At 36.0% G+C, this 23,933-nt stretch carries 28 protein-coding genes, 1 pseudogene and 1 riboswitch; of the genes and pseudogenes, 19 read left to right on the top strand and 10 right to left on the bottom strand.

Annotated elements, in window-relative coordinates:
* The first annotated feature begins 5 nt into the window (after nucleotides 1-5).
* The 3 genes from AC4PG0_RS01865 (at nucleotide 6) to AC4PG0_RS01855 (ending at nucleotide 2,434) form a co-directional block, all read left to right on the top strand.
* A complete protein-coding gene (locus AC4PG0_RS01865) occupies nucleotides 6-218 on the top strand; it encodes a YqgQ family protein (RefSeq protein WP_003762076.1) in 213 nt (70 codons plus the stop codon).
* 24 nt (nucleotides 219-242) lie between these two features.
* The gene (locus AC4PG0_RS01860; protein WP_003762078.1) at nucleotides 243-1,211 is read left to right on the top strand and encodes an ROK family glucokinase; all 969 of its coding nucleotides are present in this window, start codon (nucleotides 243-245) and stop codon (nucleotides 1,209-1,211) included.
* 131 nt (nucleotides 1,212-1,342) lie between these two features.
* Nucleotides 1,343-2,434, top strand: coding sequence for a YqgU-like beta propeller domain-containing protein (locus AC4PG0_RS01855; RefSeq protein WP_003771697.1), 1,092 nt, complete (start codon nucleotides 1,343-1,345; stop codon nucleotides 2,432-2,434).
* A gap of 15 nt (nucleotides 2,435-2,449) precedes the next feature.
* On the opposite strand, the gene AC4PG0_RS01850 is transcribed toward AC4PG0_RS01855, so the two are convergent.
* The 7 genes from AC4PG0_RS01850 to comGA are packed head-to-tail and all read right to left on the bottom strand — an operon-like array spanning nucleotide 2,450 to nucleotide 6,258.
* Complete coding sequence (locus AC4PG0_RS01850) at nucleotides 2,450-2,767, bottom strand: hypothetical protein (protein ID WP_003771699.1); 318 nt, start codon at nucleotides 2,765-2,767, stop codon at nucleotides 2,450-2,452.
* Nucleotides 2,767-3,231 carry a competence type IV pilus minor pilin ComGF gene (gene comGF / locus AC4PG0_RS01845; RefSeq protein ID WP_003771701.1) on the bottom strand — a complete coding sequence of 155 codons (465 nt, stop codon included), beginning with the start codon at nucleotides 3,229-3,231 and terminating at the stop codon, nucleotides 2,767-2,769. Before comGF ends, AC4PG0_RS01850 begins: the two co-directional genes overlap by 1 nt.
* Nucleotides 3,194-3,478: a competence type IV pilus minor pilin ComGE gene (comGE, locus tag AC4PG0_RS01840; protein ID WP_003771703.1), complete on the bottom strand. Its 285-nt coding sequence runs from the start codon at nucleotides 3,476-3,478 to the stop codon at nucleotides 3,194-3,196. The genes comGF and comGE overlap by 38 nt, the downstream gene beginning before the upstream one ends.
* Complete coding sequence (gene comGD, locus AC4PG0_RS01835) at nucleotides 3,471-3,893, bottom strand: competence type IV pilus minor pilin ComGD (protein ID WP_492167497.1); 423 nt, start codon at nucleotides 3,891-3,893, stop codon at nucleotides 3,471-3,473. Before comGD ends, comGE begins: the two co-directional genes overlap by 8 nt.
* On the bottom strand, nucleotides 3,890-4,213 hold the full coding sequence (comGC, locus tag AC4PG0_RS01830) for a competence type IV pilus major pilin ComGC (RefSeq protein ID WP_003762085.1): 324 nt from the start codon (nucleotides 4,211-4,213) through the stop codon (nucleotides 3,890-3,892). The genes comGD and comGC overlap by 4 nt, the downstream gene beginning before the upstream one ends.
* Nucleotides 4,214-4,226: 13 nt before the next feature.
* Nucleotides 4,227-5,258: a competence type IV pilus assembly protein ComGB gene (gene comGB / locus AC4PG0_RS01825; RefSeq protein ID WP_492167498.1), complete on the bottom strand. Its 1,032-nt coding sequence runs from the start codon at nucleotides 5,256-5,258 to the stop codon at nucleotides 4,227-4,229.
* Nucleotides 5,236-6,258 (bottom strand): competence type IV pilus ATPase ComGA, encoded by a 1,023-nt coding sequence (comGA, locus tag AC4PG0_RS01820; RefSeq protein WP_045553017.1) that lies wholly within the window; start codon nucleotides 6,256-6,258, stop codon nucleotides 5,236-5,238. The genes comGB and comGA overlap by 23 nt, the downstream gene beginning before the upstream one ends.
* 365 nt (nucleotides 6,259-6,623) lie before the next feature.
* A riboswitch (glycine riboswitch) is annotated at nucleotides 6,624-6,715 on the top strand.
* A gap of 83 nt (nucleotides 6,716-6,798) precedes the next feature.
* Here comGA and gcvT point away from each other — a divergent pair.
* The 3 genes from gcvT to gcvPB are packed head-to-tail and all read left to right on the top strand — an operon-like array spanning nucleotide 6,799 to nucleotide 10,712.
* Entirely contained in the window at nucleotides 6,799-7,887 is a 1,089-nt protein-coding gene (gcvT, locus tag AC4PG0_RS01815; protein WP_492167499.1) for a glycine cleavage system aminomethyltransferase GcvT, read from the top strand.
* Between the two features lie 15 nt (nucleotides 7,888-7,902).
* Complete coding sequence (gene gcvPA / locus AC4PG0_RS01810) at nucleotides 7,903-9,249, top strand: aminomethyl-transferring glycine dehydrogenase subunit GcvPA (RefSeq protein ID WP_003766769.1); 1,347 nt, start codon at nucleotides 7,903-7,905, stop codon at nucleotides 9,247-9,249.
* Entirely contained in the window at nucleotides 9,246-10,712 is a 1,467-nt protein-coding gene (gene gcvPB, locus AC4PG0_RS01805) for an aminomethyl-transferring glycine dehydrogenase subunit GcvPB (RefSeq protein WP_003762097.1), read from the top strand. Before gcvPA ends, gcvPB begins: the two co-directional genes overlap by 4 nt.
* 40 nt (nucleotides 10,713-10,752) lie before the next feature.
* Here gcvPB and AC4PG0_RS01800 read toward each other — a convergent pair whose 3' ends face one another.
* From AC4PG0_RS01800 to AC4PG0_RS01790, 3 genes are all read right to left on the bottom strand, one after another.
* Nucleotides 10,753-11,133 carry a rhodanese-like domain-containing protein gene (locus AC4PG0_RS01800; RefSeq protein ID WP_003762099.1) on the bottom strand — a complete coding sequence of 127 codons (381 nt, stop codon included), beginning with the start codon at nucleotides 11,131-11,133 and terminating at the stop codon, nucleotides 10,753-10,755.
* Nucleotides 11,134-11,194: 61 nt separating this feature from the next.
* Entirely contained in the window at nucleotides 11,195-11,467 is a 273-nt protein-coding gene (locus tag AC4PG0_RS01795) for a hypothetical protein (protein WP_045553020.1), read from the bottom strand.
* Nucleotides 11,468-11,480: 13 nt separating this feature from the next.
* Nucleotides 11,481-12,446: a DUF1385 domain-containing protein gene (locus AC4PG0_RS01790; RefSeq protein WP_003762101.1), complete on the bottom strand. Its 966-nt coding sequence runs from the start codon at nucleotides 12,444-12,446 to the stop codon at nucleotides 11,481-11,483.
* 179 nt (nucleotides 12,447-12,625) lie between these two features.
* On the opposite strand from AC4PG0_RS01790, the gene AC4PG0_RS01785 reads away from it, so the two are divergent.
* The 13 genes and pseudogenes from AC4PG0_RS01785 (at nucleotide 12,626) to AC4PG0_RS01725 (ending at nucleotide 23,906) form a co-directional block, all read left to right on the top strand.
* On the top strand, nucleotides 12,626-13,687 hold the full coding sequence (locus AC4PG0_RS01785; protein ID WP_003766779.1) for a M24 family metallopeptidase: 1,062 nt from the start codon (nucleotides 12,626-12,628) through the stop codon (nucleotides 13,685-13,687).
* Between the two features lie 102 nt (nucleotides 13,688-13,789).
* A complete protein-coding gene (efp, locus tag AC4PG0_RS01780) occupies nucleotides 13,790-14,347 on the top strand; it encodes an elongation factor P (RefSeq protein ID WP_003722482.1) in 558 nt (185 codons plus the stop codon).
* 159 nt (nucleotides 14,348-14,506) lie between these two features.
* Nucleotides 14,507-14,977: an acetyl-CoA carboxylase biotin carboxyl carrier protein gene (accB, locus tag AC4PG0_RS01775; RefSeq protein WP_003762103.1), complete on the top strand. Its 471-nt coding sequence runs from the start codon at nucleotides 14,507-14,509 to the stop codon at nucleotides 14,975-14,977.
* A 13-nt stretch (nucleotides 14,978-14,990) separates the two neighbouring features.
* Nucleotides 14,991-16,355 carry an acetyl-CoA carboxylase biotin carboxylase subunit gene (gene accC / locus AC4PG0_RS01770; RefSeq protein WP_003762104.1) on the top strand — a complete coding sequence of 455 codons (1,365 nt, stop codon included), beginning with the start codon at nucleotides 14,991-14,993 and terminating at the stop codon, nucleotides 16,353-16,355.
* Nucleotides 16,356-16,357: 2 nt separating this feature from the next.
* Nucleotides 16,358-16,765 (top strand): Asp23/Gls24 family envelope stress response protein, encoded by a 408-nt coding sequence (locus AC4PG0_RS01765; protein WP_003722485.1) that lies wholly within the window; start codon nucleotides 16,358-16,360, stop codon nucleotides 16,763-16,765.
* 30 nt (nucleotides 16,766-16,795) lie between these two features.
* Nucleotides 16,796-17,182 carry a transcription antitermination factor NusB gene (nusB, locus tag AC4PG0_RS01760; protein ID WP_003762105.1) on the top strand — a complete coding sequence of 129 codons (387 nt, stop codon included), beginning with the start codon at nucleotides 16,796-16,798 and terminating at the stop codon, nucleotides 17,180-17,182.
* Between the two features lie 91 nt (nucleotides 17,183-17,273).
* Nucleotides 17,274-18,128 carry a bifunctional methylenetetrahydrofolate dehydrogenase/methenyltetrahydrofolate cyclohydrolase FolD gene (folD, locus tag AC4PG0_RS01755; protein WP_003771725.1) on the top strand — a complete coding sequence of 285 codons (855 nt, stop codon included), beginning with the start codon at nucleotides 17,274-17,276 and terminating at the stop codon, nucleotides 18,126-18,128.
* Nucleotides 18,129-18,146: 18 nt separating this feature from the next.
* Nucleotides 18,147-19,499: an exodeoxyribonuclease VII large subunit gene (xseA, locus tag AC4PG0_RS01750; RefSeq protein WP_045553023.1), complete on the top strand. Its 1,353-nt coding sequence runs from the start codon at nucleotides 18,147-18,149 to the stop codon at nucleotides 19,497-19,499.
* Complete coding sequence (locus AC4PG0_RS01745; protein WP_003762111.1) at nucleotides 19,489-19,716, top strand: exodeoxyribonuclease VII small subunit; 228 nt, start codon at nucleotides 19,489-19,491, stop codon at nucleotides 19,714-19,716. Before xseA ends, AC4PG0_RS01745 begins: the two co-directional genes overlap by 11 nt.
* A 2-nt stretch (nucleotides 19,717-19,718) precedes the next feature.
* Nucleotides 19,719-20,600: a polyprenyl synthetase family protein gene (locus AC4PG0_RS01740; RefSeq protein WP_003771729.1), complete on the top strand. Its 882-nt coding sequence runs from the start codon at nucleotides 19,719-19,721 to the stop codon at nucleotides 20,598-20,600.
* Nucleotides 20,601-20,798: 198 nt separating this feature from the next.
* Nucleotides 20,799-20,999: a cold-shock protein gene (locus tag AC4PG0_RS01735; protein ID WP_003719639.1), complete on the top strand. Its 201-nt coding sequence runs from the start codon at nucleotides 20,799-20,801 to the stop codon at nucleotides 20,997-20,999.
* A 165-nt stretch (nucleotides 21,000-21,164) separates the two neighbouring features.
* Nucleotides 21,165-23,085 (top strand): annotated as a pseudogene (dxs, locus tag AC4PG0_RS01730) (1-deoxy-D-xylulose-5-phosphate synthase).
* Nucleotides 23,082-23,906, top strand: coding sequence for a TlyA family RNA methyltransferase (locus AC4PG0_RS01725; RefSeq protein ID WP_492167500.1), 825 nt, complete (start codon nucleotides 23,082-23,084; stop codon nucleotides 23,904-23,906). The pseudogene dxs and the gene AC4PG0_RS01725 overlap by 4 nt, the downstream one beginning before the upstream one ends.
* Nucleotides 23,907-23,933: the final 27 nt, after the last annotated feature.

The raw sequence follows: 23,933 nt of genomic DNA, 5'->3' as shown, positions 1-23,933 counted from the left end.
TTAATATGAAAACAGTTTATGATGTTGCTCAATTATTACGAAAGCATGGCATAATTGTTTATTTAGGAAAGCGACAATACGACATCGAAATGATGGAATATGAAGTCACAGAACTTTTTAAGCATAATATTTTAGATAGAGAAGTTTTTGCTAGAGCTCGCAGTATATTGAAACAAGAATTAATCAAAGAACAACGAAAAAATAGTAGTTTAAATTAAATTGATTATAAGGAGAACAGCAGAATGAACAAAAAATTAATTGGTGTAGATTTAGGTGGGACAACTGCAAAATTAGCTATTTTAACAAAAGAAGGCGACATTGAAGAAAAATGGACTATCGATACAAATATTGAGGATAAAGGTGCTCATATTGTAAAAGACATCGGTGACTCTATTAATCAAAAATTAACTGACTTACAGCTGGATAATGACATTTTTTACGGTATTGGAATGGGAACTCCAGGAACAGTAAATTACGAAACAGGAACAGTTAAAGGTGCATATAACCTTGGCTGGGCCGAAGAACAAAATGTTAGCGAAGACTTAGAAAAAATTACTGGCTTAAAAATAGAATTAGATAATGATGCGAATGTTGCTGCACTAGGTGAACGCTGGAAAGGTGCTGGTGAAGGTGGTGCGAATGTTGTATTTGTAACACTTGGAACTGGCGTCGGCGGCGGAATCTTTGCAGAAGGTAAAATTCTGCACGGAATTCGTGGCGCAGCAGGTGAAATCGGTCACGTAACAGTTGTTCCAGAAAATGGCTATGATTGTACTTGCGGTAAAAAAGGTTGTTTAGAAACTGTAGCTTCCGCAACTGGTATTGTGCGCGTAGCAAAAGATCTAGCAAAAGAATTTACTGGTGAATCAGCACTTAAAGAAGCCATCAATAAACAAGAAACTATTACTTCTAAATTAATTTTTGAATTAGGTGCAGAAAATGATAAATTAGCAAATGAAACGATTGATAAAATCTCTTTCTATTTGGCCCTAGCACTTAGTCACATCGGCAACATGTTAAATCCTGAAAAAATCATTATCGGCGGGGGAGTTTCAGCAGCAGGAGATCAACTTTTAACACCTGTCAGAAATTATTTTGAGACAATGGTATTTCCAGCAGTTAAAGAATCCACTAAATTATCCATTGCGACAAAAGGGAATGACGCTGGGATAATAGGTGCTGCTTGGTTAGCATTACCAGTTGAAGATTAATAATTTTTATAAGCTACAATAACACTCCATTATTGTAGCTTATCTTACTTAAGATGATCTTTCTATCACTCATTGTTTTAGCTTACTATGAAAAGGGTAAAATTCTAGCATAGAGAGATTGGAGGCCAGAGATGAAAAAATCAAAAGCTTTTTTGCTAATTACCTTGTTAATGGGCTTGGTTTTTATCTCTTTTGGTTGCTCAGAGGAAAAAGAAACGCCAAAAAAGACTGCAAAAGAAGTTCAGGGTGTTCAAATTAAAACAAAAGAATTCCAACGTGTTGTTGGCTGGTTGTCAAAAGATACTGTTTTGTTACAAACCAAAAAACATGGGACAACCTACTTTGAAGAATTAGATATTTATAATGAAAAAAAGCGTGCTATCTTTAATACAAATGAATCTATTTCAGAAGTCCAAATTAGTCCAGATTATCGAAATATTTTGCTTTATTCTGCTGAGTCAGACAAAAAAGCAACCATGCGAATCATCGCCTTAAATGATGGATCAATAGTGGCGGCTAGAGATACTAAACCGCTAACGACAACTTTCTATTGGAATGATGAATCGCCTGAAAAAATAATGTTTGTGACTTATAGTCCTCAGTGGAATTTTCATATTGAGAACTGGGATTATACAACTAATCAAGTTGATAATGTAGATTTAGTATCTCCGTTTATCTCTTGGTATGGTGATAATTTGGTTATTTCAAATAATAAAGATAAACCAGATGATGAATTAGGGAACTTATATTTACAAGATATTAGAGATAATGCCACTAAAAGTTTAATTGTTGCTAATATAATGCAATTTGCTGTACATGATAATGTTTTACTTACGATTGAGAAATCTTCGAATGAAAAATTATTGTATGTTTTTAGAACAATAGGTTTTCAAAATTTTTTCTCTTATGATTCAGCAAGAGAGTATGATGAATTAGGAACTTTTATCCCGTATTTTGATATAAATTTTGATAAAAATACTTTTTTAACTTTCGTACCATATAAGAGTCAAAAAATAAGCAGTGGGCCACATGAATATAAATTGGTAAAAGTTGATCCGACGAACAAAAAAGAAACAACGGTACTCGAATTAATGGATAATCAACCTATTTTATCGTATGAAACAGGAGACTTAGTGCTCTATGGTTATCTATTTGATAAGGTTATTGATACGAAAACTGGTAAAATGTATAATTTAATCAATACACCAACTAAATCTTTTTAAACAACGAACTCTTGCTTATGGGTTCGTTGTTTTTGTTAGCGTATAACCATTTTCTAGGGTGATTTTGCAGCTAAAGCTAGATAAAGTATCGTCAGTTGATTGACATTCTATTATTGAGCTACCGTACTTTATGTTAAGTTGGTTGGCTAACATCGAATCATCTTTTGCTACTAACAGTGCTAAATTCAACTCTGCAGATGCTAAATAATAGTTTTGAAGTTGTTTTTCATATTGAATTTGAGTCTTAAAAATTGAAGCGCTACCTGTCACAATTAATATTGTAATCAACGCTATAAAAAGTATAAACGGGAGCGTAAATCCATTATTTTTCATTAGAATTCATTCGCTTTCGTCAGAGGGAATTTGGAAGTATAGAACTTATTATTGGAAAAAGTAACTTTTAAAATAAGCTGGTTTTCCTCATTGGTAATTTGCCAATTAGTTACTTTGTGTAATAAAGGCTCATGTCCTTTACCGTTTACTTGCCGTCGTAGAATGTTATTGTATTTTGAATAAGTAACGAGATTATCATTTACTTTGAAAGAGAGTTTTTCTGAATTTACTTGTATATTCGTTGCTTTTTCTAATTCTAACCGAGTTTGTACCAAAAATAATTGCCATTCACTTGTTTGATCTAAATTACTAAGCTGGATAGTTTTATGATAACATTCGAAAAATAATGGAATAAGAGAGCTGATACTTAAAACGATGGTGATCGATAGAATTGTTTCAAGCAAAGTGAAGGCTGATGTGCTCTTTCTATAATGTACATTTTTCAATTGTATTAGTTTTTGCACAAACTTGGATACCTCCTTGATAATAAAAGCTTTTTATTTGCTCATCACTGAAAATAATCGGAACACTTCTAAAACGTAGTAGCTCGCTGTGTTCGAAAATTTGTTGATATAGTTGGCTAATTTCTTTCTGCTGATCTAGCTTTTGAAAAATAGTCATAGAAATTGGTAACAAAAAACTACATACAATAGAGAAAAGCAGTAAAGAAACCATACTTTCTACTAATGAGAATCCATTAACCTTATTCAACTCGAAAACGTCCTTTCCCAATTTGGAATATAATCTTATACTTTTTATTTGTTCCTGAAAGATGAATCGTAGAAAAGCGATTGATAGTACCATCTAGACTAGAAAAACGATAATTCTCAATTTTGGTTTGTTGTAAACTTAAAGTAGTTCCAAATGGAATAGTGATAAGTGGTTGATTGTTATAAGTCGCAATGAATTGATTTTCATTAGGAATAAAAGAAATGGTAGTATCTTGTTTTGATGTTATAGCATTTATTTGGGCAAGGTAAATAGCGGCTTTTACTTCCTCTAATAGTTGTTTCTCTGTAAGTGCAGAGATAGTGCTTGAAATGGGATAAATAGTTAGGGTAACCATAGTGAGACTAATGGATAAGACGAGTAACATTTCTAGTAAAGTGAAGGCGTTCTTTTTCATTTATTCTCAGAAACATTTCCTGAACTGTCTATTTTAATGCTTTTTCCATTAGGACAAGATTTTTGAGTGGATTTCAAATAACCACCACTAACCAAGTCATTTACTGACGGTATCGAATTTTTGTCTAGCTGGTATGATTGAACTTGTCCTTGAACCATCGAAATAAAAGCCTCGCAACCTTTGTTATTAATAGATTTACTTTGTGTAACGATATTTGGAATGGTTAGAAGTAATAATACGCTGACAACTAAAAGAACGATGAGCATTTCTACTAAGGTAAAGCCTCGATCATCTTTCCAGTCTATTTTGATTTTATACATTAGAACTCCTCCTCTAAATTTGATTTACCATGGAAAACATTGGATATAAAATTGATAAATAAATCGATATGATTAAAACTCCGATAATTATAAAAACAATTGGTTGGATAAATGAAAATAGTTTTTCTGTTTTTTGTAATACTTTTTGATGGCATAAATTGTAATAGAATAAAAATTCTTCTGCTAAATTACCATTTTTTTCTCCATGTATAGCAATGTAATATAGTTCTTTTTCAAAAATAGGCATTTTTTCTAATGCGTTTGTTAAAGATAAACCGGCTTCAAGTGAAGGAATAATATGCTTGGCTATCGAACGAAAAAAAGCCGGGGAGTCATCTCGCGCAAACAATTGCATAACATGAGAAATAGAAAGGCCGCTTTTTAATAGGTAACCTATTTCTCGTGAAAAATATTGCGAATAATGGATTTTGACGAACTGTTTTATATAAGGGACGCGACAATAAAAATAAGCGCGTTCATAAGCTGATTTTTTATTTTGCTTTCTAATAATAAAACCAACAAATAGAAAGAGAGTGAGCAAAATAGCACCTAATATAATCGGCATTTTTTCAAGCAAAAAATAAGTGAAATTAGTGCCAAGTGAACCATTACTTGCAAGTTGCAAAAATAAAAGTTCGAATTTTGGTAAAAGAAATATTCGAAGCAAGAAAAATACTACAATAACTGTTGAAAATAAAACTAGTGGATATTGAAATGTTTTCATTAAGGCGTTTTTTTCTTCAGCTTTTCTTTTCATATGAATGCCTGTTTCTTGGATTGTTTGAATAAAAAAACCATGATTAGAGGCGTAATGAAGTTGAGAACAAATAAACTCTGGAAACTCGCTTTGTCTAAGGGCATAAGAAAAAGAGTTGCCAACTGCAAGGGAAGCGATAATTTGCCTATATCGCTCGCTATGTTTAGGAGTGGTGATGCTTAAATAACTAATAGCTGACTCCAGCGAAAAGCCTTTATCAAGTAAACTAGCAATTCTTATTAAAAATTCGCCATCGTCTTTCCAATTAATCCGGTGAAAAAAAGCCATAAGCAACCCCTTTCTGATAAATTGCATCTAATGTATATTTAGGTTTGTTTTGTTGATAACTTGAATTAAAATAATTTTGTATATCTTTTTTAGTGATTACTTCATAAATAGCTGTTCTTTTTCGCTGTAAATGGCTACAAAGTGGATGGCACTTTGAACCACAATAGACACAATATAAATGGGATAATTGTTGAAAACTAATACCAAGTAAACATTGAGCTAATTCTTCTTTGCTAACGCCAAATTCAAGCAATCTTAATAAAACTCCATAAGTATCACCAGCATGAACAGTGCTAAATACCAAATGACCTGTTAGAGCAGCACGTACTACAATTTTTGCTGTTTCAAAGTCGCGAATTTCTCCAACTATAAGAATATCAGGGTCATGGCGAAGAACAGAACGAACAACGGGGGCATAAGTGATATTAGCTTTTTCATTAATTTCCACTTGGAGAAAACCAGGAGAATAATGCTCGACAGGATCTTCAATTGTAATTACTTGAAGTTCAGTTTTATTTTCTATAGAGGAAACTAAACTATACATGGAACTTGATTTTCCGCTACCGGTGCTCCCTGAAAAAAGAAACAATCCTGTTTGGTTATTACATAGTTGTAAAATTTGTTTAGCTACCTTAGGAAATAGACAAGACTTTAAAAAAGGGATTGGGTATTTATAGCGAAAAATACGAATTACCATACTTTCGTGAAAGTCTTTATTAGGCATGGTAGAAAGCCTTAAAGCTATTTTTTCAGATTTAGTTTCTTTCTCGTAGCTACCAGATTGAGGCTTTCGTTTTTCGCTTATATCTAGAGCAGCTTGAAATTTGAGAAATGATATTAGCTTTTCTCCAACATCGAAGGAAAGATAGAGAAGTGGTATTAGCGTTCCATTGACCCGGAGACGAAGCAAATAACGGTTCCTTAAAGGGTGGATATGAATATCGCTTGCATTAACCCGAAGTGCTTGAGATGTAATATGATCCATTAGTTTTTGTGGCATAACAACCTCCTTACAAGTCATATTCTACAACTGTGTCTAAAATCCTTTGTTAAACGATTTTTCACAAAAACAAAAAAGCGATTTTCTTAGTTAAAAAGAGTCAGATGATAGAAAATGCTTTATTAAAAAATCTTTTTAGTGTATCTCAGCCCATAGAAAAAACTTTTTTCACATTTATTATATTTTCACAATCTTTGTGCGTAATGTAACAAGCGTATAATAAGAACTTTAAATCAAGATAAAGCCCTTACATTCCGAACGAAGCTATTAAAATAAGAATTTTTTAGGAATAAAACTAATTATTTGCCGAACAATACAACTCGTGATAAGCTATAGAAAAGGCAGATAAATAATAGAATTAGCGGGTGAATGTAAACAGAGAGACTGTGAAAAGCAGCGCCGACGGGGAAAGCATAAGTTATGTGAAACTCTCAGGCAAAAGGATGTTTACGGGACGCAACTCTGGAGTCATTTTTATGTAACGACAGGGCTTATGAACTATATAAGCCTTTTTGTTATGTGAAAAAGGAGGATATAATAATGACGGAATTACTTAAAACACCGATTCATCCACTATATGCAAAATATGGTGCGAAAACCATTGATTTTGGCGGATGGGATTTACCAGTACAATTTGCTGGAATAAAAGCAGAACATGAGGCCGTGCGAACTGATGCAGGGTTATTTGACGTGTCCCATATGGGCGAAATTTTGGTGGAAGGCCCTGACAGTACTTCTTATTTACAGTATTTGTTATCTAACGACATAGAGAAAATAAAAATAGGGAAAGCACAATATAATATTATGTGCTATGAAACAGGCGGAACAGTAGATGATTTAGTTGTTTATAAGAAATCAGAAACCGAATACATACTTGTCGTCAATGCGGCAAATACAGAAAAAGATTTTGAGTGGATGGTTCAAAATATTGTTGGGGATGTTACGGTTAAAAATGTCTCTTCGGAGTTTGGACAGTTAGCTTTACAGGGACCAAATGCAGAAAAAATCCTTTCTAAATTAACAGATGCGGACTTAAGCTCTATAAGTTTCTTTGGTTTTATAGAAGATGCTGATGTTGCCGGAGTGAAAACAATTATATCGAGAAGTGGATACACTGGAGAAGATGGTTTTGAAATATACATGCAAAGTGCGGATGCTGGAAAAGTATTCGAGGCAATCTTGGCTGAAGGTGTAGCGCCAATTGGTCTTGGAGCTCGTGATACGCTACGTCTAGAAGCAGTTCTTGCACTTTACGGTCAAGAATTGAGTAAAGATATTACTCCGCTTGAAGCTGGCCTTAATTTTGCAGTGAAATTAAAAAAAGAAGCAGATTTTATCGGAAAACAAGCACTTATCAAGCAAAAAGAAGCGGGACTAACGAGAAAATTAGTTGGGATTGAATTGATTGAGCGAGGCATGCCGCGTCACGACTATCCAGTATTTCTAAATGATAAAGAAATTGGAGTTATCACTTCTGGCACCCAATCTCCAACTCTTGGCACCAATATCGGTTTAGCGTTAATAGATACTGCTTATACTGAATTAGACCAAGAACTAGAAGTCGGAATTCGAAATAAGAAAGTAAAAGCAAAAGTAGTACAAACACCATTTTATAAACGCGCAAAGTAAAAAGGAGGAAATAATATGGCAAAACATCGTTATTTACCAATGACGGAACAAGATGAGAAGGAAATGCTTGAAGTGATAGGGGTTAAGTCGATTGATGACTTATTTCAAGATATTCCAGAAAAAATTAGATTTAAGCGGGATTATGATTTAAAACCGGCAAAATCAGAACCGGCGTTGTTACGAGAATTATCTAAACTTGCTTCTAAAAATGCTAATACTTCAGAATATGCATCCTTTTTAGGAGCTGGTGTATATAGTCACTATATTCCAACTGTGGTAGATCACGTTATTTCTCGTTCAGAATTCTATACAGCTTATACGCCTTATCAGCCAGAGATTTCGCAAGGGGAGCTACAAGCGATTTTTGAATTCCAAACGATGATTGCAGAATTAACTGGAATGGATTTAGCGAATTCCTCCATGTATGATGGTGGAACAGCTCTTGCCGAAGCAGCGATGTTAGCAAGCGGACATACTAAACGCAAAAAAATCCTTATTTCAGGGGCGGTTCATCCAGAAAGCATTAATGTCCTAAAAACCTACGCTACAGGTCAACATATTGAAGTTGAAGTTATTCCTGAAGTGGATGGCAAAACGGATATAGATGTTCTAAAAAAAGCTCTTTCCGATGATATTGCAGGGTTTGTTGTACAATATCCGAACTTTTATGGCCAAGTAGAACCTTTAGCAGAATTAGAAAAATTGGTTCATGAAAATAATTCTTTACTTCTTGTTTCAAGTAACCCGCTATCTCTTGGCTTACTAACGCCACCAGGAGAATTTGGCGCGGATATTGTTGTTGGTGACTCTCAAGTGTTTGGTATTCCAGAATCATTTGGTGGACCGCACTGTGGTTTCTTTGCGGTAACAAATAAATTAATGCGTAAAGTTCCTGGACGTTTAGTCGGGGAAACGGTAGATGAAAATGGAAAACGTGGTTACGTTCTAACATTGCAAGCGCGCGAACAACATATTCGCCGCGATAAAGCTACTTCCAATATTTGTTCAAACCAAGCTTTAAATGCATTAGCTTCTTCAGTTGCTATGGCGACACTTGGAAAAACTGGGCTAGTAGAGATGGCGAAACAAAATCTTGATAAATCTCATTATGCTAAACAAAAATTCCGCGAAAATGGCTTTGAAGTATTATTTTCTGATGGTTTTTTCAATGAATTTGTTGTTAAGCTTTCTAAACCAATTAAAGAAGTAAATGAATCGCTTCTAGATGAAGGCATTATTGGTGGTTATGACCTCGGTTTTTATGATGCTAAATACGAACAACATATGCTTGTAGCTGTCACAGAGATGCGTACAAAAGAAGAAATTGATGCCTTTGTGGCAAGCTTGGAGGGTGTAAAATGAATTTAGAAGAAACAATGCCATTAGTCTTTGAACGCTCTATTCCAGGAAGAATTGGTTTTAGTTTGCCAGAAAGTGATGTTCCCGAAACAAATGCAGGTGACTATTTTGATGAAGCATATCTTCGTTCCACACCAGCAGATTTACCTGAACTCAGTGAACTGGAAATTATGCGTCATTATACCAATTTGTCCAACCATAATTTTGGTGTAGATTCTGGTTTTTATCCGCTTGGGTCTTGTACGATGAAATATAATCCGAAAATTAATGAAAAAGTAGCTAGATTCCCTGGGTTTGCCAATATTCATCCTAACCAACCAGAAAGTTCTGTCCAAGGTGCGTTAGAGCTGCTTTATGATTTACAAACAAGTTTAGTTGAAATTACTGGAATGGATGAAGTAACGTTACAACCAGCTGCTGGGGCGCACGGTGAGTGGACTGGCTTAATGTTAATTCGTGCTTTCCATGAAAAAAATGGTGATACAAAACGTACGAAAGTAATCATTCCGGACTCTGCGCACGGTACTAATCCGGCTTCTGCGGCAGTTGCTGGCTTTGATGTCGTTACAGTTAAATCCAATGAAAAAGGGCTTGTCGATGTTGCTGATTTGAAAAAAGTAGTAGGTGAAGATACAGCTGCACTAATGCTTACAAATCCAAATACATTAGGTCTTTTTGAAAAAGATATTGTTGAAATGGCAGAAATTGTCCATGCAGCTGGAGGAAAACTATATTATGATGGAGCCAACTTAAATGCAATCATGGCAAAAGTTAGACCAGGAGATATGGGCTTTGACGTAGTACATTTAAACTTGCACAAAACATTCACTGGTCCTCACGGCGGCGGTGGACCTGGTTCGGGGCCAATTGGTGTTAAAAAAGAATTGATTCCATTCTTGCCAACCCCAGTCCTTACGAAAAAGGAAGATGTTTACACATTTGATTATAATTATCCTGATTCTATTGGGCGAGTGAAACCGTATTATGGTAACTTTGGTATTAATGTGCGCGCTTATACTTATATTCGCACTATGGGGCCTGATGGTTTGAAATTAGTGACAGAATACGCTGTTTTAAATGCCAATTATATGATGCGCAAATTACAAGACGCTTATGATTTGCCATTTGACCAAGTTTGCAAACATGAATTTGTTTTAAGTGGTAATAGACAGAAGAAACTTGGCGTCCGCACAGTTGATATTGCAAAACGCTTACTAGATCATAATTTCCACCCACCAACTGTCTACTTCCCATTAATTGTTGGTGAAGCAATTATGATTGAACCGACTGAAACAGAATCGAAGGAAACACTGGATTCCTTTATTGATACAATGCTGAAAATTGCTAAAGAAGCGGAAGAAAATCCTGAAATCGTTCAAGAAGCGCCGCATAGCACATATGTGAAACGACTGGACGAAACAAGAGCTGCCAGAAAACCAGTGTTACGTTATCAAAAAGAAGTATAAAAAAGAAGCCTTGCCATGGATCTCACGGCAAGGCTTTTTCTTATTTAGATTTTGTTTTACCTGTCCATTTACGATAGCCGCCTTTAAGCTGATAAACATCTTTATAACCACGTTTATACAGCATAATAGCTGCGCGGTTACTGCGTTGTGCTGTTTGGCAGTATAAGTAAACTGGTAAATCTTGACGAATCTCTGTTGTCCGATTTTTCATTTGTGTAACTGGGATATTTCTAGCTCCGAGAATATGTCCAGCATCGAATTCATTTGGCTCGCGAACATCAATTAACTGTGCTTTACGATAACCTTTTTTAAATTCTTCTTCTGTTAAAACTTTTAGTGCTTTACGTCGCATTACAAACTGGTAAATTTCGTATCCTAAAAGAATAACCAGAATGATAATTGCTATAATCCAACTAATCAATTGTGTAAACCCCTTTCATCCTGAAAACTGCTTTTTTTAAAGCATCCTTTTCTATTATAACTTATTTTTTGCCGCCATCAATCACTTTAAAAGAAGATTTTCGTTTTTTCTTCGTTTTTTTCTTTGGTTCATGTAAATTCTTTGATTGTTTCACTGCTTTTTGGTAGTTTGTATCTGTTTTTCTATTAGTAAAAAGTCTTAGAAGTAGGGTGAAAATAAGTGTTCCAATTAAAACCGAAATTAGTAATATGAAAAATGATTTAAACCCCCCCATTAAAAGCCCAATACCAACCAGTGCGAGTAAAATAATAACAATAAGAGGATATTTCTTCACTATGAATCAACTCCTATTCTAAAAGTTCCAGATTCTCAGGTTCAGCCGCATCAACTGGAGCGCCTTCTTTCTCAATACGTAAAAGTTCGTTGAATGACGCAATGGCAACTTCTACTTGATCATCGGACGGCTCTTTAGTTGTAAGAAGTTGGAGCCACAGTCCAGGAACACCTAAATATTTAAGCACTGGGATATTTCGGCATTTATTAGTTAATTGTAAAACTTCAAATGCTACACCTAGTACAACAGGAATAAGTAAAATCCGGTCGACAACCCGAAGCCAAAGTGGGTCAGTTGGAACTAGCAAATAAATAAACATACCTACAATAACTGTAAATAAAATAAAACTACTACCACAGCGGTAATGAAGTCGTGACTGCTTTTGAACATTTTCCACTGTTAAAGGTAGATTTTCTTCGTAACAGTTAATGACTTTATGCTCAGATCCATGATATTGAAAAACTCGTTTAATAATTGGAGTTTGAGAAACTGCAAAAATATAAGTTAATAGCAGAATCAATTTGAAAAAACTCTCTAAAAACACTTGTGCTGTGTCGCCTGGAACGATAGGGCGAAATAACTCTGCTAAAAAGACCGGGATTAACGTCATCACAAATTTAGCAAAAACGAAAGATAAGATACCGATTACCGCAACACCTAACCACATCGCAATTTTCGATTCTTTCTTCTCGATTTTTTCTTCTTCAACAGGGTTATTTGGATCCTCATCATATCGGTCTGTCGCAAAAGCGAGGTGTTTGGAACCGATAGCACTAGATTCAATTAAAGCAACAATACCTCTTAAAAAAGGAATTTTCTTCATACGCATGACCCAAACTGGGCTATGTTTTTCTAAATAAAAATATTCTAATGAACCATCTATACGTCTAACAGCTGTAACTGTTTGTTTTCTGCCGCCAAACATGACGCCTTCTACAACAGCCTGTCCACCATATGATGGCACGTTTTGTTTACTCAAACTTTTCACCAGCCTATTCATGTTTACTAATATGTTATTTTACGCTAAAAACTGTTTTTCGTATAGCGCAAAACGTCTAAAAAAAGTTATTTTTTCTAAATTGTGATAAAATAGTTTCGAACGCGTTTAATAATGCGATTTTTGCAGGCTTAAAATTTAATAAAAGTGGGGGAATAAAAATGTCTAAATTAACTAAAATTCAAGAAACACTTGGCAAGGAAAAGATAGAAGCGGTTCTTGTTACAAGTGAATTTAATAGAAGGTATGTCTCAGGTTTCACTGGAACTAGTGGTGTAGCACTCATTTTGCCTGAAAAAGCATATTTTGTAACAGATTTCAGATATACAGAACAAGCGGCTAAACAAGCTGAGGGATACGAAATTGTTAAACATGAAGGACCGATTTTTGATACAGTAGAAGATTTGCTAATTAAAAATGATACAAAAACGCTACATTTCGAAGCGGATTATGTAACGGTATCAGAATTTAAACAAATGGAACGCGTGTTTAATCGTCAATTAATTCCTCTTACTGGATTTTTTGAAGAAATGCGTAAAGTAAAAACAGCGAGCGAATTGAAAGCTATTCGGACGGCATGTGACATTGCGGATGCTGCATTTGCGCATATTATTAAGTTCATTAAACCAGGAATGGCAGAAATTGAAGTATCCAATGAACTAGAATTCTTTATGAGACGTGCTGGAGCTACATCATCTTCGTTTGATACAATTGTTGCTTCGGGTGTTCGCTCTGCACTTCCGCATGGTGTTGCTTCTGATAAAAAAATTGAGGTTGGCGACTTTGTAACGATGGATTACGGTTGTTACTATGACGGTTACTGCTCTGATATGACAAGAACAATTGCTGTCGGTGAACCTGCTGAAAAATTAAAAGAAATTTATCAAATTACTTTAGATGCGCAATTAAAAGTAATTGATAGCTTAAAACCAGGTATGACTGGAATTGAAGCAGATGCCATTGCACGTGATTATATTGCTTCCTTTGGTTATGGCGATGCATTTGGACATTCATTAGGTCACGGGATTGGATTAGAAATTCACGAAGGACCTAATTTATCATTCAAAAGCCCTCAAAAATTAGAAGTTGGTCACGTTGTTACAGATGAACCAGGAATTTATTTGCCAGGAATTGGCGGGGTTAGAATTGAAGATGATCTTTTAATTACAGAAACTGGTAATGAGATTTTAATTCATTCACCAAAAGAATTAATTATTTTATAAAATTCCTTTGTAACTTTGTGTGTTTTATGGTTAAATAAGGAAGAATGAGCAGTTTTAATATGCTCCAAATAAAGATACTTTGCAAATTACAGGAGGAAAAACATGATTTCAGTAAATGACTTTAAAACAGGGTTAACAATAGAAGTAGATAATGGTATTTGGCGTGTGCTAGATTTCCAACATGTAAAACCCGGAAAAGGAGCAGCATTTGTTCGTTCCAAATTACGTAATCTTCGTACAGGTGCAATCCAAGAAAAAACATTCCGTGGTGGCGAAAAAGTTGCAAAAGCGCAAATTGATAATCGTAAAATGGCTTACTTATACGCTGATGGTACAAATCATGTATTCATGGATAATGAGTCTTATGAACAAATTGAGCTTCCAGAAGACCAAATTGCTCATGAGCTTAAATTCTTAAAAGAAAATATGGAAATTAATATTATCATGTATCAAGGCGAAACAATCGGTATTGATTTACCTAACACAGTAGAATTAGTTGTTACTGCAACTGATCCTGGAATTAAAGGTGATACTTCTTCAGGTGGTTCTAAACCAGCCACTCTTGAAACTGGCCTTGTTGTCCAAGTGCCATTTTTCGTTAATGAAGGAGACAAACTAGTAATTAATACAACCGAAGCGGCATATGTTTCTCGGGCGTAAGAAAGAAGAGTTCATTACAGCTGGAGTTAATTCTTCAGCTGTTTTTTCTATTTGCTAGCGCTTCCTGTACACCTTTTGAATAAAAAGTATGGTACAATAAGGACAATGCGTGATTCATGCAATTTTTTATTTTTAGTATTATTAAGGAGTGTAAATGGAATGTTATCAATAGATGAAATTAAACAGCTAATTGAGCTGATTGACGAGTCAACTCTAGATGAATTTGAGTTAGAAACAAAGGATAGTAAGATTTTGCTTAAGAAGAATAAAACAGTGGTTTCTGCGCCTCAAGTAGAAGTACCTGTTGCTGTAACACCAGCGCCAGTTCAAGCACAAGCAACTGAACAAGCGGCGGCACCTCAAGCGGAAACAACTACGTCTGATGCAGGGTTAGAAGTTATCACCTCTCCTATGGTTGGTACTTTTTATGCATCTGCTTCACCAGAGGATGCGAATTTCGTTAGTGTTGGTTCTAAAGTTTCCGCACAATCTGTTGTATGTATTGTAGAAGCAATGAAATTATTCAATGAAATTACTGCTGACATTGACGGAGAAATTGCAGAAATTCTTGTTTCAAGTGGCGAATTAGTCGAATTTGGACAACCACTATTCAAAGTTAGAAAAAAATAAGGGGTCGAAAAACATGATTAAAAAAGTACTGGTAGCGAACCGTGGAGAAATCGCTGTCCGTATCATTCGCGCTGCAAAAGAACTTGGAGTGGAGACAGTGGCGATTTATTCGGAAGCAGATAAAGAAGCGCTACATATTCAGCTAGCGGATGAAGCTTATTGTGTAGGTCCCGCGGCAACAAAAGATAGTTATTTAAATATGTCTAATATTATTAGTCTTGCTGTTTTAACAAACTGTGATGCTATTCATCCTGGTTACGGATTCTTGGCTGAAAATGCTGACTTCGCTGAGTTGTGCGAAGACTGTAACATCACTTTTATTGGGCCAAGTGCCTCTGCAATTTCACAAATGGGGACAAAAGATGTGGCTCGCGAAACAATGCGAAAAGCTGGCGTACCAATCGTACCTGGTTCACAAGGAATTGTCGCTGATGTAGAAGATGGCAAAAAAATCGCTAAAAAAATCGGTTATCCTGTAATCATCAAAGCAACTGCTGGTGGTGGAGGTAAAGGTATTCGTGTAGCAGAAAACGAAGAAAAACTAATTTCTGGTATTCAAACTACACAACAAGAAGCCGAAGCAGCTTTCGGAGATCCTGGCGTTTATTTAGAAAAATACATTCAAGATTTCCGCCATGTAGAAATTCAAGTGCTTGCCGATAATCATGGTAACGTTATTCATTTAGGAGAACGTGATTGCAGTATTCAACGTCGCTTACAAAAGCTAATTGAAGAATCACCTTCACCAGCTATTGATGAAAAGACACGCCAAAAAATGGGTAAAGCTGCTGTCAAAGCTGCAAAAGCCGTGAATTATTCGGGTGCAGGAACGATCGAATTTATTTTTGATCATCACGAAAATAATTTTTATTTTATGGAAATGAATACTCGTATCCAAGTAGAACATCCTGTAACAGAGCTTGTTACTGGTATTGATTTAGTAAAACAACAATTTTTAGTGGCTTCAGGTGAAGAACTGAAAATCAAACAAGCCGATGTTAAATTAACCGGTTGGGCGATGGAATGTCGGATTAATGCTGAAAATCCTGAGAAAAACTTTATGCCAGCACCAGGAGAAATTAAATTTTATCTTCCACCAGGTGGCTTAGGCGTTCGAATTGACTCAGCAGCATATCCAAACTACAAAATCCCGCCATTTTATGATTCAATGATTGCAAAAGTAATCTGTTATGCAGAAACACGTGAAGAAGTTGTTCAAAAAATGAAACGGGCACTTTCGGAGTTTGCTATTGATGGCATTCCTTCCACAATACCATTCCATTTACGTGTGTTAGATAACGATGTATTCCTGTCAGGAGACTTTAATACAAAATTCTTGGAGCAAAATGATGTAATGAATCTTTCTAAGGAGGGCTAAAAATGGCTTACACAAAAGATTTAAGAAAACAAAATGATGCACCACTTGGTAAAATTGAAATTGCGCCTGAGGTTATTGGTGTAATTGCTGGTCTTGCTGCGAGCGAAATCGAAAACGTTGCGTATATGCAAGGTGGTTTTGCTACAGAAATGCGCGAAAAATTCAGTGGTGCCGTTAACTACCGTAAAGGTGTAAAGGTAGAGCTAACTGAAGAAGGTATTCTAATCGAACTTTATTGTTCTGTACTATTCGGTGCAACTATTCCACTTGTTGCTCAAAATATTCAAGATGCTGTCCGAGATACTATTTTCAATATGACAGGGTTGAATGTTCTTGAAATCAACGTGCATATCGTTGGCGTACAATTTGAAAAAACAGAAACACTTTCCTTCGATGATTTTGAGCTTTAAAATTCAAGGAAAAAAAGGAGCAGCCTTAACATGAAAAGAAGAGAAGCGCGCGAGAAAGCACTTCAAGCATTATTCCAAATCGAATTAAACGAAATGTCGTTAGATCAAGCCATTAAAAACATCATGGAAGACGAACAAGACGATTATATGGAGCAATTAGTTGAAGGAGTTATGGCAAATAAAGCTGAAATCGATGCAATTATTGAGCCTAACTTGGATAATTGGCGCATCGATCGTTTGAACAAAGTAGATCTTTCTTTGCTACGACTAAGCGTTTACGAAATTAAGTACTTGGATGACGTACCAAATCGAGTTAGTTTAAATGAGTCCATAGAAATTGCGAAAATTTACAGTGATGAAAAATCAAGTAAATTTATTAATGGCGTACTTGCTAATATTGCACCTGAAGATAAATAAACTTGATTGAGTGCAAGGTTTTCCTTGCACTCCCTTATTTCGCGATTTTTAAGCATAATAGCGTGGAAAGTATTTTAAGGGGGCCAAACTCATGGGAGAAATTATTGATGGCAAAAAGTTAGCCAAAGAAATCCAAGAGAAAGTAACATCAGAAGTAGCTGAATTAGTAAAACAAGGTAAAAAACCGGGTCTTGCAGTTGTGCTCGTAGGAGATAACCAAGCCTCTCGTACATATGTTAGAAATAAACAAAAGCGAACAGAAGAAGCAGGAATGAAATCTGTTTTAATTGAACTCCCTGAAACAGTAACAGAAGAAAAATTACTAAAAGTAGTAGAAGAGTTAAATGAAGATAATACAATTCATGGTATATTGGTACAATTACCTTTACCAAAACATATTTCAGAAGAAAAAGTCATTGATGCTATTAGTTTTGACAAAGACGTTGACGGTTTCCACCCAGTGAATGTAGGTAACTTATTCATTGGTAAAGATTCTTTCGTTCCGTGCACACCTGCAGGAATCATTGAGTTAATTAAATCAACCGGCACTCAAATAGAAGGCAAACGAGCAGTCGTTATTGGCAGAAGTAATATTGTAGGTAAGCCAGTAGCACAATTATTATTAAATGAAAATGCTACAGTAACAATAGCTCATAGCCGTACAAAAGATTTACCTCAAGTGGCAAAAGAAGCCGATATTCTAGTTGTTGCAACAGGATTAGCTAAATTTGTTAAAAAAGAATACATTAAGCCAGGCGCAATTGTTATTGATGTTGGTATGGACCGCGATGAAAACAATAAATTATGTGGCGATGTAGATTTTGATGATGTTAAAGAGCAAGCAGGATTCATCACTCCAGTTCCAGGAGGCGTTGGGCCAATGACAATTACCATGCTTCTTGCTAATACATTAAAAGCTGCAAAACGCATTTGGAAGATGAATTGATTAATTGGATGTGAAATGATGGAACAAGATAAATATTTAACGGTAGCCGCAATAACCAAATATATTGAAAAGAAATTTGAAGTTGATCCGTATATGAAACAAGTATTCGTGCGCGGAGAAATTTCAAATTTAAAACAACCAGCGAGTGGACATCTGTATTTTACGGTGAAAGATGAATTTGCTATGCTTCGTTCTGTCATGTTTCAAAAAGCAGTTCAAAAGATTGGTTTTGTTCCAGAAGATGGTATGAATGTACTTATCACGGGGCGAATTGGCGTTTTCACAAAAGCTGGGCGTTATCAGTTTTATGCTGAACATATGGAACCAGATGGCGTCGGTGCACTGTATATTCAATTAGAACAGCTGAAATCACAATTAGAAAAGGAAGGACTTTTTGCGGAAGCGCATAAAAAAGTGCTTCCTTCTTTCCCGTCCAAAGTTGCGGTAGTTACATCTAAAACAGGTGCTGCTGTAAGGGATATTTTAACAACGATTCATCGTAGAATGCCCTCGGTGGAAGTAATCGTGTACCCTACAGTTGTTCAAGGAGATAAGGCAGCACAGCGAATAGTAGAAAACATTGGTCGAATCAATCAACGAAATGACATTGATGTAATGATTATCGGTCGTGGTGGTGGCTCTCTCGAAGAACTATGGGCTTTTAATGAAGAGCCAGTTGTTCGAGCAGTTTATGATTCTGATGTACCTGTAATCTCTGCGGTAGGACATGAAACAGACTTTGCGCTCAGTGATTTTTCAGCAGACGTTCGAGCAGCGACACCAACCGCGGCAGCCGAACTAGCGGTTCCAGATTATCGCGATCTAGAAGAACGACTTGCAGAACGTAAATATCGCTTATTAGCAGTTACAAGGCAGTTGTTAGAACGTAAAGAAAGAACCCTTGAGCAACTAAAACAACATTTAATCTTAAATGGGCCAAAACATCAATTAGAACAGCAAATGGAACGTACAGATTATTTTGCTGAACGACTAAAAAATGCTTTTTCCAAGCAAGTATTGCTAAAACAAACTACTTTTAACCGACTAAATGATCGTTTACACTATTACCATCCTAAGAAAGAAATAGCCTTACAAAAAGAGCAAATAATATTACGTAAGCAAGCGCTAGATAAAGCAATGAAACAACAACTTAAAGATAAACAACAAGCTTTTATTAGACAAGTCGAGGCTTTAGAACATTTAAGCCCGCTCGCTTTATTGAAACGTGGTTTTGGTGTAACGTATAAAGCAGGAGAGTTAGTTAAAACCGTTCAAGAATTGGAAATTGGCGATAATATTCAAGTAAAAATGCAAGGTGGACACATAGACGCACACATTACCGCAAAGGAGGAAGATACAAGTGGCAACTAAAAAGAAAACTTTTGAAGAAGCAATCGCAGAACTAGAAACAATCGTAGAAGCGCTCGAAAACGGTAGTGCCTCACTTGAAGATTCTCTTGATATGTATCAAAAAGGAATCGAATTAACAAAATTATGCCAAGATAAATTGCAATCAGCCGAGCAAAGAATGGCTAAAGTAGTCACAGAAGCAGGAGAAGAAATTCCTTTTGAAGCGGATGGTGAATAAATTTGCAAGATTTGACGCTTTTTCTAGATCATTATAAAAAAGTACTTGATGAATCGCTTTTTAAAGAAATAAATATGCGCAATATCGAACCTAAGTTGAAAGAATCAATGTTATATTCAGTACAAGCTGGCGGAAAACGAATTCGTCCAATGCTTGTTTTTGCAACACTTCAAGCCTTAAATATTGAGCCAATGCGCGGTTTAAAAACAGCTACGGCACTTGAAATGATTCATACGTATAGCTTGATTCACGATGATTTACCAGCAATGGATGATGATGACTATCGACGCGGGAAATGGACGAACCATAAAATATACGGTGATGCAACAGCCATTTTAGCAGGAGATGCTTTGTTAACACTCGCTTTTTCTATTTTAGCTGAAGATGAAAATCTATCTTTCGAAACGCGTATTGCTTTAATTAATCAAATTAGTTATAGCAGTGGAGCAGAAGGCATGGTAGGTGGGCAACAAGCCGATATGGAAGCTGAAAATAAACAAGTCACATTAGAAGAACTAGCATCAATCCACGCTCGCAAAACTGGTGAACTATTAATTTTCGCAGTAACCTCAGCCGCAAAAATCGCTGAAGCAACTCCAGAACAAACAAAACGATTACGAATTTTTGCAGAAAATATCGGCATTGGTTTTCAAATTAGCGACGATATTTTAGACGTAATTGGCGATGAAACAAAAATGGGTAAAAAGACAGGGGTGGACGCTTTTCTGAATAAAAGTACCTATCCCGGATTACTCACACTCGAAGGTGCTAAACGGGCATTAAATGAGCATGTTTCAATTGCAAAGTCAGCGCTTTCAGGACATGATTTCGACGATGAAATTCTCCTTAAACTTGCTGATTTAATCGCACTTAGAGAAAATTAATCATAATTATCTAGTAATTTCAAAAATTTTTCACATATATAATTCAAATTGATTTGCTTTTCTTAAAATACCGTGTTATACTAATGTAAGATTATTTTTGTGGGTGAAAGATACGATTGTGAACAACTTTCCATCTCGTGCCGTTAAGCAAGAATAGTAAATAATTAGTGTGCATAACACACGAGGAGGAACATGAACATGGAACAAGGTACAGTAAAATGGTTTAACGCAGAAAAAGGATTTGGTTTTATCGAACGCGAAAACGGTGACGATGTATTCGTACATTTCAGCGCTATCCAAGGCGACGGATTCAAATCTTTAGACGAAGGTCAAGCAGTAACTTTCGACGTTGAAGAAGGCCAACGCGGACCTCAAGCAGCTAACGTTCAAAAAGCGTAATTCTATTTTTTGAATAAGAAAAAGCAAATCATTTCGGTGATTTGCTTTTTTATTTGCCTAAAATCATCTTTCCTTGTTTGGTATAACTAGAATTATTTGCTATAATAAGAACAATTAATCGAGAAAAAAGACTTTGCACGTATTCATGCGTGGACTCTTTGGAAAGTGAGTTGTTTTTATTTGGATCTTTTAAAAATAAAGGATCCTTCCTTTATGAAACAATTGGATATACAAGAATTAGAAGCACTTGCGGCGGATATTCGCGCTTTTTTAATTACTTCTACTTCCAAATCAGGGGGGCATATTGGTCCTAATCTTGGTGTGGTAGAACTAACGATTGCGCTGCATTATACTTTTAATAGTCCAAATGATAAATTTATTTGGGATGTGGGCCACCAGTCTTATGTGCACAAAATCCTAACTGGAAGGGCGAGTCAATTTGGTACATTACGTCAGCACGGCGGACTAGACGGATTTCCAAAACGAAAAGAATCTATTCATGATGTATTTGAAACTGGCCACAGCTCGACTTCCTTGTCTGCTGCAGCCGGTATGGTTATTGCTAGAGATATAAAAAAAGAAGACTTTTATGTTATTCCGATAATTGGTGACGGGGCGCTCACTGGGGGGATGGCATTTGAAGCCTTGAATCATATAGGAGACATGGGAAAAGATATGATCGTTATTTTAAATGATAATGATATGTCCATTGCGCCTAATGTAGGAGCACTCCACAATGTCCTTGGAAAATTAAGAACGTCGAATACATTTCAACAAACAAAAACAAATATAGATAAATTAATGCGAAAAATTCCAACTGCCGGTGAAAAGTTAGCTGATACTGCTGAAAAAGCAAAAGATAGCATAAAACATTTGCTTGTAGAGGGTACTTTTTTTGAAGAATTAGGTTTTATGTATCTAGGACCGATTGATGGGCATAATTTAGAAGATGTTATTACCAACTTAGAAATAGCTAAGCGGACTAAAGGGCCTGTACTCCTCCATATCATCACGAAAAAGGGAAAGGGGTACCAACCTGCCGAATTAGACTCCCGTGGCACCTGGCATGGTACAGGGCCATATAAAGTCGAAACAGGGAGCTTTATTAAGCCTGCTAAGACTGTCGCCTCATGGAGTTCTGTTATTAGTAATGAATTAATGCGTCTAGCAGCGAATGATGAACGTATCGTTGCCATAACTCCTGCCATGCCTGTAGGTTCAAAATTAGAAAAATTTGCTAAAGCTTTTCCAGAACGTTTTTTTGATGTTGGAATTGCAGAGCAACATGCAACAACAATGGCGGCTGGTTTAGCAACGCAAGCAATGAAGCCTTTTCTAGCTATTTATTCGACATTTCTACAAAGAGCTTATGACCAGTTGGTTCACGATGTTTGTCGGCAAAAATTAAATGTCGTTATCGGGATTGATCGTGCTGGCCTTGTTGGAGCAGACGGTGAAACACATCAAGGTATTTTTGATATTTCTTTTCTAAATAGTATTCCAAATATGATTATCACGATGCCGAAAGATGAAGAAGAAGCTAGACAATTAATGGACACTGCTTTTGCTTATGATGATGGGCCTTTTGCAATTCGTTACCCACGTGGAAATGGACCAGGTAAAGAGCTTTCTGAATCTAATAAGCTTATACCAATTGGCGAATGGGAAACGATTATTCAGCCTGTTGATGCTGTCATTTTAACTTTTGGACCAACACTCGAACAGGCACTTAAAGCAGCTGAACAATTAGAGGAGCAAGGTCAGCGTGTGGGTGTCATTAATGCACGTTTTATTAAACCGCTAGATGAAGCTTTATTACACCGAATTTTCAAGCAAAAAATCCCTATTTTAACAGTAGAAGAATCATTATTAAAAGGCGGATTTGGCGCAAGTGTGTTAGAATTTATGGAAGAAAATAATTATACGGATGTTACTATCCATCGAATTGGATTGCCAGATGAATTCATTGGTCACGGTTCTGTCCCGCTAATTCTTGAATCATATGGTATATCTCCAGCTGGTATTGTATTAAAAATAAACGAAATGCTCGCACAAAGCGAGTAAGTTAAGGGCGAAGAAACTATGACAATAAAAAAAGAACGCGCAGATATTCTGCTAGTAGAACAAGGACTATTTGAAACAAGAGAAAAAGCAAAGCGTGCCATTATGGCTGGAATTGTTTACCGTAAAGAAGAACGTGTCGATAAACCTGGAGAAAAAATCCCAGCAGATAGCGAACTGCAAGTCAAAGGAAAACAAATGCCTTATGTGAGTCGTGGTGGCTTGAAATTAGAAAAAGCATTACAAGTATTTAATTTTGATGTGAAAGATAAACTAATGCTTGATATTGGAGCTTCTACTGGTGGTTTTACAGACTGTGCTTTGCAAAATGGGGCACGACATTCGTATGCGCTTGATGTTGGCTATAATCAACTTGCATGGAAATTACGTAATGATGAACGGGTTACAGTCATGGAGCGGACTAACTTTCGCCATGTGACGCCAGCTGATTTTACGGAAGGCTTAGCGGAATTCGCAACGATTGATGTTTCCTTTATTTCACTCAAACTTATTTTACCTGTACTTAGAACTGTGCTCGTAAAAGGCGGCGATGTGATGACTTTAATCAAACCACAATTTGAAGCAGGGCGTGAACAGGTGGGTAAAAAAGGAATAATTCGCGACCCAGCTGTACATGAAGCTGTTGTTGAAAACATTGCTCTATTTGCGCTTGATAATGGTTATGACTTGATGGGGCTTGATTTTTCACCAATAACTGGTGGAGAAGGAAACATTGAATTTATCGCGCATCTTAAATGGACTGGCAAAGAAACTGGTGAAAATCATTTAGAGCCAGCTGCAATTACAAGACTTATTAAAAAAGCACATACTAAATTAGATAAATAATGTATACCGGAAAGCAGCGATGTTTTC

It is taken from the genome of Listeria sp. MAN/IMW/UF464, assembly GCF_058683955.1.
Note: the sequence above shows the minus strand (reverse complement) of the source record. Positions and strands in the feature narration are given on the sequence as shown.

Bases quoted from the DNA above. Each gene is read 5' to 3' on its own strand.
- accB (WP_003762103.1), top strand. From the start codon at position 14,507: ATGTTATCAATAGATGAAATTAAACAGCTAATTGAGCTGATTGACGAG.
- accC (WP_003762104.1), top strand. From the start codon at position 14,991: ATGATTAAAAAAGTACTGGTAGCGAACCGTGGAGAAATCGCTGTCCGT.
- gcvPA (WP_003766769.1), top strand. From the start codon at position 7,903: ATGGCAAAACATCGTTATTTACCAATGACGGAACAAGATGAGAAGGAA.
- AC4PG0_RS01860 (WP_003762078.1), top strand. From the start codon at position 243: ATGAACAAAAAATTAATTGGTGTAGATTTAGGTGGGACAACTGCAAAA.
- comGA (WP_045553017.1), bottom strand. From the start codon at position 6,258: ATGCCACAAAAACTAATGGATCATATTACATCTCAAGCACTTCGGGTT.
- AC4PG0_RS01735 (WP_003719639.1), top strand. From the start codon at position 20,799: ATGGAACAAGGTACAGTAAAATGGTTTAACGCAGAAAAAGGATTTGGT.
- gcvPB (WP_003762097.1), top strand. From the start codon at position 9,246: ATGAATTTAGAAGAAACAATGCCATTAGTCTTTGAACGCTCTATTCCA.
- AC4PG0_RS01850 (WP_003771699.1), bottom strand. From the start codon at position 2,767: ATGAAAAATAATGGATTTACGCTCCCGTTTATACTTTTTATAGCGTTG.
- nusB (WP_003762105.1), top strand. From the start codon at position 16,796: ATGAAAAGAAGAGAAGCGCGCGAGAAAGCACTTCAAGCATTATTCCAA.
- AC4PG0_RS01765 (WP_003722485.1), top strand. From the start codon at position 16,358: ATGGCTTACACAAAAGATTTAAGAAAACAAAATGATGCACCACTTGGT.
- AC4PG0_RS01865 (WP_003762076.1), top strand. From the start codon at position 6: ATGAAAACAGTTTATGATGTTGCTCAATTATTACGAAAGCATGGCATA.
- efp (WP_003722482.1), top strand. From the start codon at position 13,790: ATGATTTCAGTAAATGACTTTAAAACAGGGTTAACAATAGAAGTAGAT.
- AC4PG0_RS01855 (WP_003771697.1), top strand. From the start codon at position 1,343: ATGAAAAAATCAAAAGCTTTTTTGCTAATTACCTTGTTAATGGGCTTG.
- comGD (WP_492167497.1), bottom strand. From the start codon at position 3,893: ATGAAAAAGAACGCCTTCACTTTACTAGAAATGTTACTCGTCTTATCC.
- AC4PG0_RS01725 (WP_492167500.1), top strand. From the start codon at position 23,082: ATGACAATAAAAAAAGAACGCGCAGATATTCTGCTAGTAGAACAAGGA.
- xseA (WP_045553023.1), top strand. From the start codon at position 18,147: ATGGAACAAGATAAATATTTAACGGTAGCCGCAATAACCAAATATATT.
- comGC (WP_003762085.1), bottom strand. From the start codon at position 4,213: ATGTATAAAATCAAAATAGACTGGAAAGATGATCGAGGCTTTACCTTA.
- comGB (WP_492167498.1), bottom strand. From the start codon at position 5,258: ATGGCTTTTTTTCACCGGATTAATTGGAAAGACGATGGCGAATTTTTA.
- AC4PG0_RS01785 (WP_003766779.1), top strand. From the start codon at position 12,626: ATGTCTAAATTAACTAAAATTCAAGAAACACTTGGCAAGGAAAAGATA.
- gcvT (WP_492167499.1), top strand. From the start codon at position 6,799: ATGACGGAATTACTTAAAACACCGATTCATCCACTATATGCAAAATAT.
- folD (WP_003771725.1), top strand. From the start codon at position 17,274: ATGGGAGAAATTATTGATGGCAAAAAGTTAGCCAAAGAAATCCAAGAG.